This is a genomic window from Alterileibacterium massiliense, from assembly GCF_900104645.1.
In the GTDB taxonomy this organism is placed as follows: domain Bacteria; phylum Bacillota; class Clostridia; order Peptostreptococcales; family Anaerovoracaceae; genus Alterileibacterium; species Alterileibacterium massiliense.
Window position 1 is genome coordinate 159,271 of sequence record NZ_FNWE01000002.1, and the last position, 16,546, is coordinate 175,816.

Here is a 16,546-nt window from a genome sequence, read left to right on the forward strand (position 1 = left end):
CTATGTATACTCGTGTGTTTTTATTTATCCAAATTTTTATTGTTTTTTTGCTATTTTATATCATTTTTATCTCTCCGCTATGAACACAATATATAGTTTTTTCTTTTAATTTTTCTAAAACTTCATCATTTACCTCTGTTGCCGTCATTAAAAGCTGAATATCATTGATTGCTTCCATTAAATAATTCTGTCTATCTAAATCGAGTTCAGATAAAACATCATCTAATATCAGAATAGGATTTTCTCCTATTATTTCTTTTGTAAGTTTAACTTCTGCTAGCTTTAATGAAAGAGCTACAGTCCTTTGCTGTCCCTGAGATGCGTACTTATGAGCGTCTTTACCATTTATATAAAATTCAATATCGTCTCTATGAGGTCCAACGCTCGCATATCCTCTTATCTTATCTTTTTTTCTAGCTTCTTTAATTCTATCTCTAAGATATATTTTTTCTGATGAAGGCTTATATTTTATTTCTAATTTTTCTTTGCCATTAGAAATTTTATTCTGAATTTCCCAGCTTCTATCTGCAAGCATATCTATAAATGCACTTCTATAATCTATAATTTGCGAACCATATTTAACTATCTGCTCATCATACACATCTAAAAGCCCATCAATATCCTTTATTTCTTTGTTTTTTAGCAGTATATTTTTATTTTTTAATGCTTCCTTATAATTTTTAAGACATTCATAATAACCTGTTCTTATCTGACAAAGTTCCTTATCTATAAATATTCTCCTCTTATCAGGACTGTCTTTAATTATTCCAATATCTTCAGGAGAAAAAATAACAACTACTATATTATTAAGTAAATCTGCTGTTTTTTTGATAGGTTTTCCATCTATTTTTACCATCTTCTTACCATTTTTTAAGATAGTAAAATCAATTACTCTTTCTATGTCATCGCTAATTGACTTAATCCTTATTATTGCATAATCTTTTCCAAATTCAACAAATTCTGTTGCATTACTGGTTCTAAAAGAACGAGAAAATGCACAAAGATAGGCAGCCTCAACTAGGTTTGTCTTTCCTTGTGCATTTTCCCCTATGATTAAATTCTTATTTTTATTAAATTTAATATCTGCTTTCTCATAATTTCTAAAATTTATGAGCTCAATTTCTTTTAGATACATGAATTTTTTTCTCCAATATAGAGTAATTTAATTAATCCTTACAGGAAGAATTAAATATAGATACTCTTCACCTTTTAGCGGTGTAATAATACAAGGGTCTGTCGATGAATTCATATGTAGCTTAATTTCCTCTTCATCTATAACCTTTAATATCTCTTTCATATAAGTTGAATTAAATCCAATTTTTAGGTCAGGACCTTCTTTGATTATCTCAATATTTTCTTCCATATTTCCTTCCTCGGAAAGAGAAGTTATTTTTAGATTATCCTCACTTATATTCATTTTTATTAAATTATTGTCTAAGAACGATGATAATATTGAAGCTCTTTCGATACTATTAATTAGATCATCTTTTTTTATCCTTATCTCTATAGAACTCTCTCTATTTATAATTCTCTCATAATCTATAAACTTACCATTTAAAGTGTTTATTACAACTTTATTATTATCAAACTTCATAACAATTTTATTATCGACAACATCTATCTTTATCTCATTATCATCTTCACCATCTCCAATAATTCTAGATGCTTCAATTAATAATTTTGCAGGGACAACTACTTCAAAATCCTTACCAATATCCGTATCACTCTTATTTATTGCCATTCTAAATGTATCTACAGCAACCATTTTTATATTATTTTTATCATTTTTTATCAAAACTCCAGTTATTATTCCATTAATATCATCTGAATTTGCAGAAAAAGCAGTTTTTTGAATCATTTTCTTAAACTTATTTTTTTCAAAGCTTATATAATCACTGCTCTCTTTTATCATAACTCTTGGGTATTCGTCACTTGCCATACATAGAAGCTCTGATGAATATTTACCACTCTTTATTGTTAATTTGCTATTATCATAAATTAGCAATATTTCTTCTTCTGGGAGTTTACTAATCGTTCTCTGAAATATTGAAAAAGGTATTGCAATCTCTAAATCTTCTGTAGTATCAACATCTATTACCGTTTCTATCATAATATTTGTATCAGTAGTAGAAAGATACATTTTCCTATCCTTTATTCTAACGAGAACTGAACCAAGAATTGGAGAAGTTGTTCTCTTTGGAATGGAATGTGATAAATTTGAAAGTGCTATATTTAAATCATTTTTTTTGCAATAAATTTTAGTCATTTTATTCCCCTTTATTTATATATTATTTTAGTAATAGTAATAGAGAAGGTTGATAATGTTGAAAAGATATTAAAAGTCTTTATTTCCAATAATTTCTTAATGAAAAAAGGTGTTTATAAAAATGTTAATTTCATGTTAATTATCATTTATTTTTTCAACAAGAATTTTTAAATCCTCTTTAAATGAATTGTCTTTATATTCTAATTTTTGAATTCTATCGCATGAATGAACAACTGTTGAGTGATCTCTACCACCGAATATCATTCCGATTTTTGATAGTGAAAGACTTGTGTACTGCCTGCATAGATATATAGCAACCTGCCTAGGAAAAGCAATATTTGCATTTCGCTTCTTTGAATCCATATCAGCTACTCGTATTCCATAATAGGATGCAACGATATTCTTTATCCTCTCAGGCTCGAGGCCATTTTCATCTGAATTTACAAGTTCCTGCAAGGCTCTCCTTGCCAAATCAAGGTCTATTTTTTCATGAAGAAGATTAGAAGCACCTATTACCCTATTCAAGGTTCCTTCAAGCTCTCTAATATTATCAGTTATCTTGCTTGCTATAAAAGTGCATACATCTCTAACATCATCAGTATAATCTAATCCCGCATTTTCAGCCTTCTTCTGAAGAATTGCCATTCTGGTCTCAAAATCAGCTGGCTGTAAATCCGCAGACATATTCCAAAGAAATCTAGAAGTAAGCCTGTCATCTAGGGTCTTTAATTTTTTTGCAGGACGATCGCTTGAAATAACAATTTGTTTGTTATTTTCATATAGAGAATTAAATGTATGAAAAAATTCTTCCTGCGTTTCTGTTTTATTTTCAAGAAATTGTATGTCATCAATTAAAAGAATATCAACTTTTCTATACTTATTCTTGAATTTACTCATCTTATTTTCTTTCAAAGCATTGATAAATTCATTGGTAAACATCTCTGAAGAAACATATAAGATGTTAATCTCAGGATGATTAAGAGTCGCGTGAATACCTATTGCCTGCATGAGATGAGTTTTACCAAGACCTGACCCTCCATATAGAAATAGAGGATTATATGCTTCAGATGGAGATTCAGCCACGGCTAAAGAAGCAGCGAAAGCAAGCTTATTATTATTACCAACAACAAAATTGCTAAAATTCATTCTTGGATTGAAAATATTTTCATCACCAAAAGTCTTTCTAACACTTATCTTTCTAGCACTTTCACGATTTTCATATTCATTTTCGAGCTTTGCAATTACCTTATATTTTTTATTTAAAATTTTTTCAAATGTTTCTTCGCACATACTCAAATAACGAGGAATAAAATTGATAACAACAGTATCCTTCGTCGAAAGGTAAATAATACTCGAATCTTCATCAATTTCGTGAATATAGAAAGGAGTAAACCATGTCTGATAAGCTACTTCCGAGACATTATTTTTTATTATTTTTAAAAATTCTGACCAAATCTTATTTTTATCCACTTTAATTAATATCTCCCTCGTGTATTCTACATAAAAGCTAATTTTTTTACAAGGAGAGCAAAAAATATGTAAATTCAAAATGTTGTAAATTTATTTAATAAAAATTTTCTTAAAAAATGAAATATCAAAAGAATTATCTTCATATATAAAAGACTTGTAATATATGAAATATAAATAATATGAGAAATTTTTATAAAGTTATCAACAGTCTGTTAATAACTTTGTTAATAATTATCTACAAACACTAAATATTGTGTTATCAGCAAAAAAATATTTTTTTATTTTTATTGATATATTTATTTAAATTTGACATTAAAAATTATAAAAAGTATAATATCATGTCAATGTGGCTTTGAAATTCAGAAGCTACCAATACCTAATTATTTAGAAAAGGTGAAAGGAGAAATTTTAATAATGAAGAGAACTTATCAACCAAAGAAAAGACAGAGGCTTAAGGAACATGGTTTCAGAAAAAGAATGTCTACTGCAAATGGCAGAAAATTACTTAAGAGAAGAAGAGACAGAGGCAGAAAGAAACTCACAGCATAATCACATCAGAAGATAAATGCTTGATAGAGAAACCTTAAGAAAACAAAGGGATTTTGTATCCGTATATAGCAGAGGAGAATCAACCGGGAGTAAGTATATTGTAATATTATATAAAAATAATAGATTTGATTATTCTCGTACTTCTTTTGTTGCAAGCAAAAAGGTGGGAAACAGCGTTGCAAGAAATCGTGCCAGAAGATTAATGAGAGAGTCATATCGTGCTATTAATTGCGAAAACAATTTAAAAAAAGGCATTGATATAATATTTGTAGCTAGGAATACAATAAAACCGGAAGTAAAGATGGATGATGTAAAAAAATCAATGATTAAAGGATTAAATAATCTAGGATTGATTAAATGAAGTACATATCAAATATTATAAGAAAATTTTTAATATTAATCATAAGATTTTATCAGGTTTGTATTTCTCCGATTTTTCCTCCTCATTGTAGATTTACACCCACCTGCAGTACATATTTTATTCAGGCCCTTCAAAAGTATGGAGTTTTAAAAGGTTCATATCTAGGAGTTAAGAGAATTTTGAGGTGTCACCCCGGAAATCCCGGAGGATATGATCCCTTGAAATAAAGTATATTTCGTAAGGAGTAATAATGGGAATAATAGCTAAACCGCTTGGAGTATTACTAACTTTAATTTACAAGCTTGTAGGAAATTACGGTATTTCATTGATAATACTCACTGCAATAGTTAGATGCGCACTTTATCCGCTTTATGTAAAGCAAATTAAGGCAACATCTGGTATGTCTACTATGCAGCCTCGTGTTCAGGAAATTCAAAGAAAATATGCTAATGACAAGCAAAAGATGAATGAAGAGCTAAATAAGCTCTATAGGGAGAGCAATTTCAACCCACTTGGAGGTTGTTTACCACTTGTTATTCAAATGCCTATCATATTTGGATTGTTTGCACTTTTAAGAAATCCGATGAAGTATTTGGACGATAATATGGTAACGGCAGCACATGAGTCATTTCTTTGGATAAAAGATTTGGCACAGCCAGATCTTTGGATTCTTCCTATCCTCGCAGGAGTTGGAACATTTTTTGCATTTACAATGACACAACAACTTACAATGGCTGGCAACCAGCAAGCAGCTACAATGAATAGAATTATGAAATTTATTTTCCCAATATCTATTTTGTGGCTTGCAAGAGCATATCCGGCAGGACTTGCTATCTACTGGGCTGGCGGTCAATTCTTGCAAATTTTCTTTAACTGGAGAATGAATAAGATTAGAAAAGAAATCAATGACAAGACCGAAAAAGAAAAGCTTGTTATTGAGGCAGAGAAGATTCTCGAAAAAAAGAGGCGTGCAAGATTGTCAAAGGTGAAAGGAAAGTAGTTTAATGAAAACTGTAGAAAAATGGGGTGCTAGCGTTGATGATGCAGTAAAACAGGCACTTAAAGAACTCAAGCTTCCTGAGGAAGATGTTGAGATTGAAATACTTGAAGAGAGTTCAAACGGTTTTCTTGGAATTGGGTCTAAACTCGCTAAGGTGAGAGTAACTCCAAAGTCCGGCATCGATAATAAATCAAATTCTGAGAAAGCTTCATTTGATGATATAGATAAAATTCTTTCAGAACTTCCTGAAAATAGAGTAACAGAGATACCGGAAGAAATTAGGCAAAACTATGATAAATATGCCAAAGAAGAACTGGAAGATATTAAGACAAAGGAAACCGCTAAGGCAAAGGAAAAGGATAAAAAGAGAAAGAGAAATAGAAAAAGTTCAAATCGTTCAGATGACAGCATAATTTTAAGCGATATTAAAAATTTAGAAGTTGTGGTTGATCATCCTATAAAGGATTTTCTAAGCGAACTTTCTGATAAAATGGGTCTAAAGCTCAGTTTCACAGTTAGAGCAAATGATGAACTCATGTATATAGACATTACAGGTGAAGATACAGGAACGATAATAGGTAAAAGAGGAACAACCCTTGATGCTGTTCAATATCTTTCTAGTCTGGTGGTTAACAAGGATAAAGATAGCTACATAAGGGTTGTAATGGACGCTGAAAATTATAGAGCAAAGAGAGAAAATACTCTAAAAAATCTCGCAAATAGACTTGCAGGAAAGGTTGAAAGAACAGGAAGAAGTATTACGCTTGAACCTATGAATCCATATGAAAGAAAGGTCATTCATTCTGAACTTCAATCAAATCCTAAGGTAATGACAAGAAGCGAGGGAAGAGATCCATATAGAAGAGTGGTAATTGATGTAAAAGAGTAATTATAAAAGCTAGCATAGAAAAGTCCAATAGAAAAGTCCATCAGATGATGGGCTTTTATTTAAATAAGAATTGAAAATTGGAAAAGATTTTTAGAATAAATAAAAGATTATATAATAATCAAAAAATGATAATAAAAAATTAAATAAGTAACATTAAATAAGAAGCTAAGAATTATTAATTATTAATAATGAAATATGAGCAATGAATTAAAAAATCAAGGAATTATTAATTTTAAAATAGTGAAATATGAGTAAAGAGCTAAAAAAAAGAGATGATAAAAAAGATAAATATAAGGATACAATAGCTGCTATTTCAACGCCTGCAGGAGAGGGAGGTATTGGAATTGTCAGAATGAGCGGGCCTCTTTCTCTAAGTATTATGAAGAAATTATTTGCCCCTTTTTCAAAAGGTAGAAAAAGCAATATAAAAGAAAGATTAGCAGAAGATTTTATTCCAAAGCCTCGCTATGCTTATTTTGGAACATTTAGTGATAGCAACGGGGATATTATAGATGATGTAATATGTATTTATTTTAAAGAGCCAAGCTCATATACAAGAGAGGATATTGTTGAAATTCAGGCTCACGGAAGTCCGGTATCTCTAAGAAAAATTCTTAATTCGCTAGTTAGCGAGGGAGCTAGAATTGCAGAAGCAGGGGAATTTACAAAGCTTGCTTTTATGAATGGGAGAATTGACCTATCTCAGGCAGAAGCTGTAATGGATCTTATAAGTGCTAAGACAGATGCCCCTCATGGAATTGCCATAAAACAGCTTTCGGGACTTCTTAAACTCGAGATTGAGGAAATTAGAGAAAATCTAAGAGATATTTTAGCGAGAATAACGGTTAATATAGATTTCCCTGATGAGGATATTGAGCAGGAAGAATATAGAGATTTAATTGATGAACTTAAAATAATTAAATTAAAAGTTGATAAGATTGCATCTTCTGCAAACTCGGGAAAGATAGCGAAAGAAGGTATAAAAACTTCGATAATAGGCAGACCTAATGTAGGTAAATCCTCGCTCATGAATTTAATCTTGGGTGAAGACCGTGCTATCGTTACAAATATTCCTGGTACGACAAGGGATTTTATAGAAGAGCAGGTTAATTATAAGGGGATACCGATAGTTCTAACAGATACAGCAGGAATCAGAAATCCGGCAGATGAAGTCGAAAAGATAGGAATTGACAGAGCAAAGAATTATATAGAATCTTCAGATGTTCTAATTCTTCTAGTGGATGGTAGCGAAGAGCTTAGGGAAGAAGATTACAAAATTATAGATATGGTAAAAAAAGCCGAAGAACTATCACAGCAAGACTTGCATATAATTGTATCTATAAATAAGATTGACATAGGAAAAATAATTAAGAAAGAAAAAATAAAACAATTACTTCCAAAAGCAATCGTTTTAGAATCTTCATTAATTGAATACGATGGTGCAGAGAATATACTTGATGAGATAGAAAAAATGGTTTCAGCTGGAACTGTTACTTCCGAAATGGGGAATATTATAACAAACGAAAGGCACAAAACGGCTTTAATTCATTCTTCTTTAGAATTATCCAATGCTATAAATGCGTTAAAAGCAAAAGAGCCACTAGAAATGGTAGAAATAACAACCCATATGGCTTATGATTTTTTAGGAGAAATAATTGGTGAAACAGCCGGAGAAGAAATTCTAGATGCTGTATTTGAAAAATTCTGTTTGGGTAAATAAATGAAGCGAGAAGATATTAATAATAATTCAATAGTAATGGGGAAATACGATGTCATAGTAATTGGAGCAGGTCACGCAGGCTGTGAGGCAGGTCTTGCATCTGCAAGAATGGGAATGAAAACTCTATTGTTAGCTACAGACCTAGGTACAGTGGCTATGATGCCGTGCAATCCGTCAATTGGCGGAACAGGAAAAGGACATCTTGTAAAGGAGATTGATGCCCTTGGAGGAGAAATGGGTATCAATATAGATAAAACTTTTATCCAAAGCAAGACACTTAATACTGCAAAAGGGGTTGCTGTTCACTCCACAAGAGCACAGGCTGATAAGAATAAGTACCACCTTGAAATGAAAAAAACAATTGAAAGACAAGCTAATTTATTTTTAAAACAGGCAGAAGTTATTGATTTAATTTATGACCATGATGCTGGAATAAATGCTGGAAAAGATGAAAATAAAAAAGAAAAGAATAAAAAAATAGCCGGAGTAGTAACAAAAACAAGATCCTGCTATTTTGCAAAGGCTGTAATTATATGTACAGGAACTTTTTTAGGAGGCAAAATTTTTATAGGAGAAGCTTCATATTCATCAGGACCGTCTGGTATGTCACCAGCCATTGAGCTTTCAAAAAACCTTGTAAATGAAGGTATTGAGCTTAGAAGATTTAAAACAGGAACTCCTGCGAGAGTTCTTGGCTCGACACTACACTATGATCTAATGCAGGAACAAAATGGCGATGAAAGAGTCACACCTTTTTCCTTTTTAAACGAGGGAAAGTCACTTATAGATAAACAGGAAAAGTGTTGGCTTACATATACAAATAAGAATACACATAAGATAGTTTTAGATAATATAGAAAAATCAGCTATGTATTCGGGAAATATCGTAGGGGTTGGGCCTAGATACTGTCCATCTATAGAAGATAAGGTAGCTAGATTTAAGGATAGAGAAAGGCATCAGCTTTTCGTTGAACCAGAGGGACTTGATACTGAGGAGATGTATATTCAAGGGATGTCAACGAGCCTTCCCGAGGATATTCAAGAAAAATTCTATAGAAGCATAGAGGGACTTGAGAATGCCGAGATAGTAAGACCAGCTTATGCGATTGAATATGACTGCATCAACCCTTTGCAATTAAAGCCAAGCTTAGAGATTAAAAATATAGAAAACCTATTTTCTGCGGGGCAGTTTAATGGCTCATCAGGATATGAGGAAGCAGCGTCGCAGGGACTTTTAGCAGGAATAAATGCCGTCTTAAAATTAAGAGGAGAAGAACCGCTCATCTTGGGTAGAGATCAGGCGTATATAGGAGTTCTAATTGATGACCTTGTTACAAAGGGAACTAACGAGCCATATAGAATTATGACTTCAAGGGCGGAATATAGGCTTCTTTTAAGGCAAAGCAATGCTGACGCAAGGTTAACTCACATAAGCTATAATATTGGGCTTGCAACAGAGAATAGATATAAAAAGGCAGAAATAAAAAATGCAAATATAAATAATGAGGTTGAAAGATTAAGAAAGGTAAGACTTAAAAGAGAGGCTATTAACAATCTTTTAAATAAGAAAAACTTACAAAATATAGGCGATAATATACCTTCTTTATATGAGCTTATCAAAAGGCCTGAAATTCACTATTCTGATATAACTAAAATTGATAAAAATTCACCGGAGCTCTCATACACAGAAAAGCTTGAGGTAGAGGCTAGAATTAAATATTCAGGATATATAGAAAAACAAATGACTCAGGTAGCAAAGATGAATAAGCTTGAGAATAAAAAGATAAGAAAAAACATTGATTATAATAGTATAAAAGGACTTAGACTTGAAGCCAGACAAAAACTTATGGATATTGAGCCAATGACACTAGGTCAGGCAAGCAGAATATCCGGTGTATCTCCGTCAGATATAAATGTGCTTTTGGTATACCTTGAGAAAGAAAAGAGATTAAATAAAAATGTTGAATCTTAATAAAGAACAGCAAGAGAAGATAAGCATTTACTGCGAAAAAATCCTAGAATGGAATGAGAAAATTAATTTAACAGCGATAAAAGATAAAGAAATGTTTCGCGTGAAACATATAGAGGATTCCCTTTCCTGCATACAGTTGCCAGAATATGCTAATGCAAAGAGGGTAGCCGACTTAGGAACAGGAGGAGGGTTCCCAGGAATTCCGCTGGCGATTGCTTCTCCGGAGAAAGACTTTGTATTAATTGATTCGCTTAGGAAAAGATTAAAAATAATTGATGAGCTTTGTGAAGAACTTGATATTAAAAATGTAATGACAGTTCATGCAAGAGCTGAAGAACTTGGAAATGATAAAGAGCATAGAGAGAAATATGATGCCTGTGTATCAAGAGCAGTCGCAAGGCTTAATATACTTGTGGAGTGGGGGCTTCCATTAGTTAAACTAAATGGTGCAATGATTGCATTTAAGGGATTGAAAGCTGAACAAGAAGCTGATGAAGCAAAAGAAGGTATAAAAATTCTTGGAGGAAGACTAGACAGGATCTATAAGTACAGCCTTGAAAGTGAAGAAATGCACTCACGATCCCTTGTTATAATAAAAAAAGAAAAAAACACGCCAAAAAAATATCCTAGAAAGCCGGGAAAAGCAAAAGAGGCTCCTATCATATAAAAATGTTTCTCGTGAAACATTTTTATAAAACATATATAAAGCACAACATCTTGTGCAATTTCAGACAAAGAAAAAATCAATGTGAAAAATGAGTGATGATTTAATAATAATAGGTCTCAAAAATGGAAATGAAAGAAAAACTATTATATAATATCAAAGTTATATAAATAGGAGGTATTCTATTATGGGCAAGGCAATTGCTATCTTTAATCAAAAGGGCGGAGTAGGAAAAACCACTACAAATATTAATTTAAGTGCCTGCTTAGCGATGAAAGGCAAAAAAGTTCTTGTTGTTGATATTGACCCACAGGGAAATACAACAAGTGGAATTGGTCTAGTTAAAAGAAAATTGCAGTATACGATTTATGATGTAATAGTAAACAAGGACTTTGATATATCTAAAGCCATCTTACATACAAAGACAGAGGGACTTGATATATTGCCTGCGAGCGTTGACCTAGCTGGAGCAGAGATAGAGCTTGTTAACTTAGAGGGCAGGGAAAGACGACTTAAGAAAGCAATTGACAAGGTAAAACCTTTATATGACTTTGTATTTATAGATTGTCCACCATCGCTAGGACTCTTAACAATCAACTCTCTGACCGCTGTTGACAGCGTACTTATACCTATTCAATGCGAGTTTTATGCACTTGAGGGAGTTAGCCAGCTTATGAGCACGGTTGAAATGGTTAGAAAAAATATGAACCCTAATATCGAAATAGAGGGTGTAATACTCAGTATGTTCGACGGAAGAACTAACCTTTCACTGCAAGTAGTGCAGGAGGTAAAAAAATATTTTGGAAGCAAGGTGTTCAGCACTATAATTCCTAGGAATGTAAGACTGGCAGAAGCACCAAGCTATGGACTTCCAATCGTTAAATATGATCCTAAATCAAAGGGAGCGAAGGCATATCAGCAATTTGCTACAGAACTGCTAAGGCGAGAGAGGCAGAAAAAAGATGACAAATAGAAAAAAAGGTGGACTTGGAAGGGGACTAGAGGCTTTATTTGCGGACTCGGCACCTATTTATGAGGAAAGCACAAAATACGAAGATATTAAAAACAATGATAAGGACAGGATTCTTTATATAAATATTGATGATATAAAGCCAAACAAGGCACAACCGAGGCAAACATTTCACAAGGAAAAGCTTGAGGAGCTTGCAAAATCAATAAAAAGCAATGGCATAATTCAGCCAGTGGTAGTTAGAGAATCTAATAAGGAAGGCATTTATGAGCTTGTTGCAGGAGAAAGAAGATGGAGAGCAGCAAGAATTGCTGGATTAACGAAAATACCAGCAGTTGTAAGGGATATTGATGAAAAGCAAAATGTAATTCTTGCAATTCTTGAGAATATGCAAAGAGAAGACCTTAGCCCGATAGAAGAGGCAATGGGGATCAACAAGATGATTTCTGCCTACCAATTTACACAGCAGGAAGCTGCTGATGTGCTTGGAAAGAGCAGGGTCTATATTACCAATTCATTAAGGCTTTTAAAGCTCCCAGATGAAATACAAAATCACCTTTCAAATGGAAAGATTTCATCTGCCCATGCAAGAGCACTTATAAATGTTGAAGGGAAAAATAGGCAGATTGAACTTTGCGAAAAAATTATCAATCAAGGGTTATCTGTTAGAGAAGCAGAGGTTCTTGCAAATAAAAATAAAAAACTTGTTAAAAATTTAAATAAAAAGAAAAGAAAAGTAGCGGAAGTAAATGCGGACATTAAAGCAGTAGAAGACGAGCTGATAGCAAAGATTGGAACAAAGGTGAGTATAAATGGCACCGAAAATCAAGGAAAAATAGAGATTGATTATTATAATACCAGCGAGCTAAATAGAATTATAGATGCTTTAAGGAAAATAAAGGATAAATAAGCAGACAGAGGCAAATAGAAACAGAGGCAAATAGAAATAGAGGACAATGGAGATAGAGGACAACAGATAGTCAAAAGAAAATGGATAATATTATGGATACGATCGAAAGAAAAGAAAATATCTCAAGCACAAATACGAATATTATAGCAAGCAATAACAATAATAAGATGAACAATCTGCCATTCGCAGCGTGCAAGGTAGATGAGGATGGCATTATAGAAAGTGCAAATCCTATGATGACGCAGGTTTTCGCATACGAGGGAATTACAGGTGCAAATTTTTTCGCACTGACCGGAGTAAAATTATCAGAATTGCTAAATCTAAATAAAGAGGAAACTTCAGAAAAAAAAGAGAAGGTCATCCAAAGAAATGAACGGTATTTTTCACTAAATATAGAAATTGTTTCGTGCAAAAAAAATGCTGAAAACTCTAAAACCATAGTTTATTTCATAGATGTAACCGAAAGAGAAGAGCTAAGAAAACTTAATCAGGACAAACAGCTCTGCCTAATGTATGTAAGCATTGATAACTATGATGAATTACTTTCTAGCAATAGCGAAGATGGGCGAATGGCACTTCCTGTAAAGGTAGGGAAGGTCGTAAGAAAGTGGGCAGAAAAATATAGGGCATCTATCGAGAATGTAAATGAATACACATATCAGCTTGCAATATATAGAAAAAATGTAGAAGAGATAATAGAGACTAAGTTTAAAATACTTGATGAAGTCAGAGAGATAGAAACTAATTCAGATTTCCCAATAAGTCTTAGCATAGGAGTTGGCATGGGGGCGGAAAACCCAAATGATATATTGGAACTTGCCTCAGCCGCAAAGGATTTAGCTATGGGCAGAGGAGGAGATCAGGCCGTAGTAAAAAATGGAGATAGGACGGTATACTATGGCGGGACTCTCCAGTCGGTAGAAAAAAATAATAAGGGAAAATCAAGGGTTATAGCTCACGCACTTAAAAATTTGATAAGCGAGGCGGAGTCCGTATTTATTATGGGACATAAGTGGCCTGACATGGATAGCTTTGGCTCGGCAATTGGTGCATATAAGCTCGTGAGATACCTCGGAAAAGATGCAAGACTTGTTGTTGAAGAATATAATGAGGCACTTCAGGTAGTATACGATCAAGCTGTTAATTCCGAAGACTATAAGATAATTGGTAGGGAAAAAGCCAAGGAGCTATGCACGGGAAGCGACCTCGTAATAGTCGTAGATACGAGCAGACCTAGCCTAATTGAATGCCCTGAATTAATTGACATAGCGGGTAAAGTTGTTGTTATCGATCATCACAGGCTTTCTGATGATGCTCTTAGAGACACGACGCTTTCATATATAGAATCATATGCGTCGTCGGCATCAGAGCTTATGACGGAGATAATTCAATATTCCGCACCAAAACGAATTATAAATAAATTTGAAGCTGAAGCCCTGCTCGCAGGAATGACGGTTGACACTAACAGCTTTTCTATAAAAACGGGAGTAAGGACTTTTGAGGCGGCCTCATGGTTAAAAAGAGTTGGAGCAGACACCACCGAGGTAAAAAGATTTTTCCAAACGGATGTAACTGCATTTCAGGTAAAATCAGAAGCCTTGGCGAATGCAGAATATCTTGGAAATGGCATTGCAATATCGATTTCTGAAGGGTTTTCTACAGAAGCACAGATTATCAATGCACAGGTTGCAGATGCACTTCTTTCAGTCAAGGGTGTAAAAGCTGCTTTTGCCCTTGGTAAGAATGACAGACATAAGACGGTCATAAGCGGTAGATCGCTGGGAGAGATTAATGTTCAGGTGATACTCGAAAAATTTGGAGGAGGCGGTCACCTAACATCGGCAGGTGCTCAAGTCGATGACGCACCAGAAGAAGTGGTAAAGCAATTAAAAGAATATTTTGAGAGCGATAGCAAGCTAAAAATTAAGGAGGATTAATTAATATGAAGGTTATATTAAAAGAGGATATAAAAGGAACTGGAAAGGCAGGGGATATTGTCAAGGTCAGCGATGGCTTTGCGAGGAACCAGCTTTTACCAAAGAATTTAGCAGTTGAGGCAACTAAGGCAAATATAAAGGCGATAGAAAGGCAAAAAGCTGCAAATGAAGAAAAGGTTGCTCTAGAAAAAGAAGAAGCAAATAGACAGAAAAAAGAATTAGAGGGCAAGAAATTTGTAATTAAGACAAAGACCGGTGGTGGAGATAAATTGTTTGGCTCGATTACCTCGATGAATGTTGCGGAAGCCATAACAAAAGAAACCGGTAAAGAGATCGACAAGAAAAAAATAGTGCTCGATAAGCCCATTAAAAACACTGGAATAACTGAGGTTCAGATAAAATTATATCCTGAAATTTCAGCGAATGTAAAAATCGAGGTTATAGGGGAAGAATAATGATTCAAGAGGATAGCTACAGCAGAGAAACAGCATATATGGCAGAGCCACCTAAGGACATTGAGGCAGAAAAAGCGGTCTTGGGCTCGATGATTATAAGCGAGGAAGCGGTATCCGATGTAATTGACAAACTTAAATTTGATGATTTCTATATAAAGGAACATCAAGAGATATTTAAGACAATGGTTGATATGTATAGGAGAAGTGTCAAGATAGATACGCTAACCTTGAGGACGGAGCTCGATAAAAATAAGGTTCTTCAACTTGTAGGCGGGCTTGCTTACCTTACAAATTTAAGCGATTTCGCCATAGTGCCATCAAATGCCTACCACTATGCTGAAGCTGTTATTGCAAAATCACATATGAGAAAGCTCATAAAAGAAGCTGAAATGATAAGAAGCAGTGCATATGACGGAAGAAGGGCACCGGAGGAGATTCTGGATCAGGCGGAGCAGAGGATATTTGAGATTGCTCATCGCACTCAAAGCAGAGATTATGAGGATATAAATGATATTTTCATAGAGAATATAAAAGATATTCAGGAGCTGGAGAAGAACAAGGGAGAGCTACCAGGGATTACAACAGGATTTAAAGACCTAGATAAATTGCTCGGCGGATTACATAAAACTGACCTCATTATCTTAGCGGCAAGACCGGGAATGGGAAAGACAGCCTTCGCACTTAATGTTGCTCAAAATGCGGCATTCGCAGGAAATTCTGTAATAATATTCAGCTTGGAAATGGCAAATAAACAGCTCGGGCAGAGGATGCTAGCAATGGCTGCCAGCGTTGACATGGAGAATATAAAAAGAGGAAATCTCACCATGAACGACTGGGAGAGCCTGAGCATGACGCAAGATGAGTTCGAGGGCAAGAAGATAGTGATAGACGAGGCAGTAAACCTATCGATTCTTGAGATGAAAAACAAGTGCCGTAGGCTTAAAGCTGAGCGTGGACTGGACTTAGTAATCATAGACTATCTCCAGCTCATGAGCATGAGCGGTGCAGAAAATAGAGAAAAAGAGGTAAGTGCTCTTAGCAGGAATATAAAGCTTATGGCAAAAGAACTCGACTGTGCAATCATTCTTTTGTCCCAGCTTTCTAGAGCACCTGAGAGCAGAAAAGACCATAGACCACAGCTTTCAGATTTGAGGGAATCCGGAGCTATTGAGCAGGACGCAGACATAGTAATCTTCCTACGAAGAGAGGACTATTATGCAGATGAGGACGAAGAAGGTAATAGCGAGATAAGTAGCAACCGAAGTGTTTGTGAGGTAAATATTGCAAAGCATAGAAATGGACCAACGGGAACAGTTGAACTGGCATGGATTGCAAGGCATACCAAGTTTGGGAATCTTGAAAAGGTGGCAAATAATTATTAGAA

The 16,546-nt window shown here is 34.1% G+C and carries 16 protein-coding genes; 13 read left to right on the forward strand and 3 right to left on the reverse strand.

The window, feature by feature from the left end:
- Positions 1-55 precede the first annotated feature (55 nt).
- The 3 genes from recF to dnaA all read right to left on the reverse strand — a co-directional run bounded on the left by recF (position 56) and on the right by dnaA (position 3,736).
- Positions 56-1,135 carry a DNA replication/repair protein RecF gene (gene recF / locus BQ5371_RS02560; protein ID WP_071132385.1) on the reverse strand — a complete coding sequence of 360 codons (1,080 nt, stop codon included), beginning with the start codon at positions 1,133-1,135 and terminating at the stop codon, positions 56-58.
- A 27-nt stretch (positions 1,136-1,162) separates the two neighbouring features.
- Entirely contained in the window at positions 1,163-2,266 is a 1,104-nt protein-coding gene (gene dnaN, locus BQ5371_RS02565) for a DNA polymerase III subunit beta (protein ID WP_071132386.1), read from the reverse strand.
- 135 nt (positions 2,267-2,401) lie between these two features.
- The gene (gene dnaA / locus BQ5371_RS02570) at positions 2,402-3,736 is read right to left on the reverse strand and encodes a chromosomal replication initiator protein DnaA (protein ID WP_083377398.1); all 1,335 of its coding nucleotides are present in this window, start codon (positions 3,734-3,736) and stop codon (positions 2,402-2,404) included.
- Between the two features lie 414 nt (positions 3,737-4,150).
- On the opposite strand from dnaA, the gene rpmH reads away from it, so the two are divergent.
- The 13 genes from rpmH (at position 4,151) to dnaB (ending at position 16,544) form a co-directional block, all read left to right on the forward strand.
- Positions 4,151-4,285, forward strand: coding sequence for a 50S ribosomal protein L34 (rpmH, locus tag BQ5371_RS02575; protein WP_071132387.1), 135 nt, complete (start codon positions 4,151-4,153; stop codon positions 4,283-4,285).
- A 16-nt stretch (positions 4,286-4,301) separates the two neighbouring features.
- Entirely contained in the window at positions 4,302-4,646 is a 345-nt protein-coding gene (gene rnpA, locus BQ5371_RS02580) for a ribonuclease P protein component (protein ID WP_071132388.1), read from the forward strand.
- Positions 4,643-4,873: a membrane protein insertion efficiency factor YidD gene (gene yidD / locus BQ5371_RS06830; RefSeq protein WP_205408025.1), complete on the forward strand. Its 231-nt coding sequence runs from the start codon at positions 4,643-4,645 to the stop codon at positions 4,871-4,873. Before rnpA ends, yidD begins: the two co-directional genes overlap by 4 nt.
- A 23-nt stretch (positions 4,874-4,896) precedes the next feature.
- Complete coding sequence (locus BQ5371_RS02585; protein WP_071132389.1) at positions 4,897-5,646, forward strand: YidC/Oxa1 family membrane protein insertase; 750 nt, start codon at positions 4,897-4,899, stop codon at positions 5,644-5,646.
- 4 nt (positions 5,647-5,650) lie between these two features.
- Positions 5,651-6,535 carry an RNA-binding cell elongation regulator Jag/EloR gene (jag, locus tag BQ5371_RS02590; protein ID WP_071132390.1) on the forward strand — a complete coding sequence of 295 codons (885 nt, stop codon included), beginning with the start codon at positions 5,651-5,653 and terminating at the stop codon, positions 6,533-6,535.
- 247 nt (positions 6,536-6,782) lie between these two features.
- Complete coding sequence (gene mnmE, locus BQ5371_RS02595) at positions 6,783-8,255, forward strand: tRNA uridine-5-carboxymethylaminomethyl(34) synthesis GTPase MnmE (protein WP_071132391.1); 1,473 nt, start codon at positions 6,783-6,785, stop codon at positions 8,253-8,255.
- The gene (gene mnmG / locus BQ5371_RS02600) at positions 8,256-10,226 is read left to right on the forward strand and encodes a tRNA uridine-5-carboxymethylaminomethyl(34) synthesis enzyme MnmG (RefSeq protein WP_071132392.1); all 1,971 of its coding nucleotides are present in this window, start codon (positions 8,256-8,258) and stop codon (positions 10,224-10,226) included.
- Complete coding sequence (rsmG, locus tag BQ5371_RS02605) at positions 10,213-10,893, forward strand: 16S rRNA (guanine(527)-N(7))-methyltransferase RsmG (protein WP_071132393.1); 681 nt, start codon at positions 10,213-10,215, stop codon at positions 10,891-10,893. Before mnmG ends, rsmG begins: the two co-directional genes overlap by 14 nt.
- Positions 10,894-11,077: 184 nt before the next feature.
- Entirely contained in the window at positions 11,078-11,863 is a 786-nt protein-coding gene (locus BQ5371_RS02610) for a ParA family protein (protein WP_071132394.1), read from the forward strand.
- Positions 11,853-12,770 carry a ParB/RepB/Spo0J family partition protein gene (locus BQ5371_RS02615; RefSeq protein ID WP_071132395.1) on the forward strand — a complete coding sequence of 306 codons (918 nt, stop codon included), beginning with the start codon at positions 11,853-11,855 and terminating at the stop codon, positions 12,768-12,770. Before BQ5371_RS02610 ends, BQ5371_RS02615 begins: the two co-directional genes overlap by 11 nt.
- 92 nt (positions 12,771-12,862) lie before the next feature.
- Positions 12,863-14,707 carry a DHH family phosphoesterase gene (locus BQ5371_RS02620; protein WP_235821171.1) on the forward strand — a complete coding sequence of 615 codons (1,845 nt, stop codon included), beginning with the start codon at positions 12,863-12,865 and terminating at the stop codon, positions 14,705-14,707.
- A gap of 5 nt (positions 14,708-14,712) precedes the next feature.
- Entirely contained in the window at positions 14,713-15,162 is a 450-nt protein-coding gene (gene rplI, locus BQ5371_RS02625) for a 50S ribosomal protein L9 (protein WP_071132396.1), read from the forward strand.
- Positions 15,162-16,544 (forward strand): replicative DNA helicase, encoded by a 1,383-nt coding sequence (dnaB, locus tag BQ5371_RS02630; RefSeq protein WP_205408026.1) that lies wholly within the window; start codon positions 15,162-15,164, stop codon positions 16,542-16,544. Before rplI ends, dnaB begins: the two co-directional genes overlap by 1 nt.
- Positions 16,545-16,546: the final 2 nt, after the last annotated feature.

What these genes read in the sequence shown, in the direction of transcription:
- BQ5371_RS02585 (WP_071132389.1), top strand. Translation starts at nt 4,897, where the DNA reads ATGGGAATAATAGCTAAACCGCTTGGAGTATTACTAACTTTAATTTAC.
- dnaB (WP_205408026.1), top strand. Translation starts at nt 15,162, where the DNA reads ATGATTCAAGAGGATAGCTACAGCAGAGAAACAGCATATATGGCAGAG.
- yidD (WP_205408025.1), top strand. Translation starts at nt 4,643, where the DNA reads ATGAAGTACATATCAAATATTATAAGAAAATTTTTAATATTAATCATA.
- mnmE (WP_071132391.1), top strand. Translation starts at nt 6,783, where the DNA reads ATGAGTAAAGAGCTAAAAAAAAGAGATGATAAAAAAGATAAATATAAG.
- BQ5371_RS02620 (WP_235821171.1), top strand. Translation starts at nt 12,863, where the DNA reads ATGGATACGATCGAAAGAAAAGAAAATATCTCAAGCACAAATACGAAT.
- jag (WP_071132390.1), top strand. Translation starts at nt 5,651, where the DNA reads ATGAAAACTGTAGAAAAATGGGGTGCTAGCGTTGATGATGCAGTAAAA.
- mnmG (WP_071132392.1), top strand. Translation starts at nt 8,256, where the DNA reads ATGAAGCGAGAAGATATTAATAATAATTCAATAGTAATGGGGAAATAC.
- recF (WP_071132385.1), bottom strand. Translation starts at nt 1,135, where the DNA reads ATGTATCTAAAAGAAATTGAGCTCATAAATTTTAGAAATTATGAGAAA.
- rnpA (WP_071132388.1), top strand. Translation starts at nt 4,302, where the DNA reads ATGCTTGATAGAGAAACCTTAAGAAAACAAAGGGATTTTGTATCCGTA.
- rplI (WP_071132396.1), top strand. Translation starts at nt 14,713, where the DNA reads ATGAAGGTTATATTAAAAGAGGATATAAAAGGAACTGGAAAGGCAGGG.
- dnaN (WP_071132386.1), bottom strand. Translation starts at nt 2,266, where the DNA reads ATGACTAAAATTTATTGCAAAAAAAATGATTTAAATATAGCACTTTCA.
- BQ5371_RS02615 (WP_071132395.1), top strand. Translation starts at nt 11,853, where the DNA reads ATGACAAATAGAAAAAAAGGTGGACTTGGAAGGGGACTAGAGGCTTTA.
- rsmG (WP_071132393.1), top strand. Translation starts at nt 10,213, where the DNA reads ATGTTGAATCTTAATAAAGAACAGCAAGAGAAGATAAGCATTTACTGC.
- BQ5371_RS02610 (WP_071132394.1), top strand. Translation starts at nt 11,078, where the DNA reads ATGGGCAAGGCAATTGCTATCTTTAATCAAAAGGGCGGAGTAGGAAAA.
- rpmH (WP_071132387.1), top strand. Translation starts at nt 4,151, where the DNA reads ATGAAGAGAACTTATCAACCAAAGAAAAGACAGAGGCTTAAGGAACAT.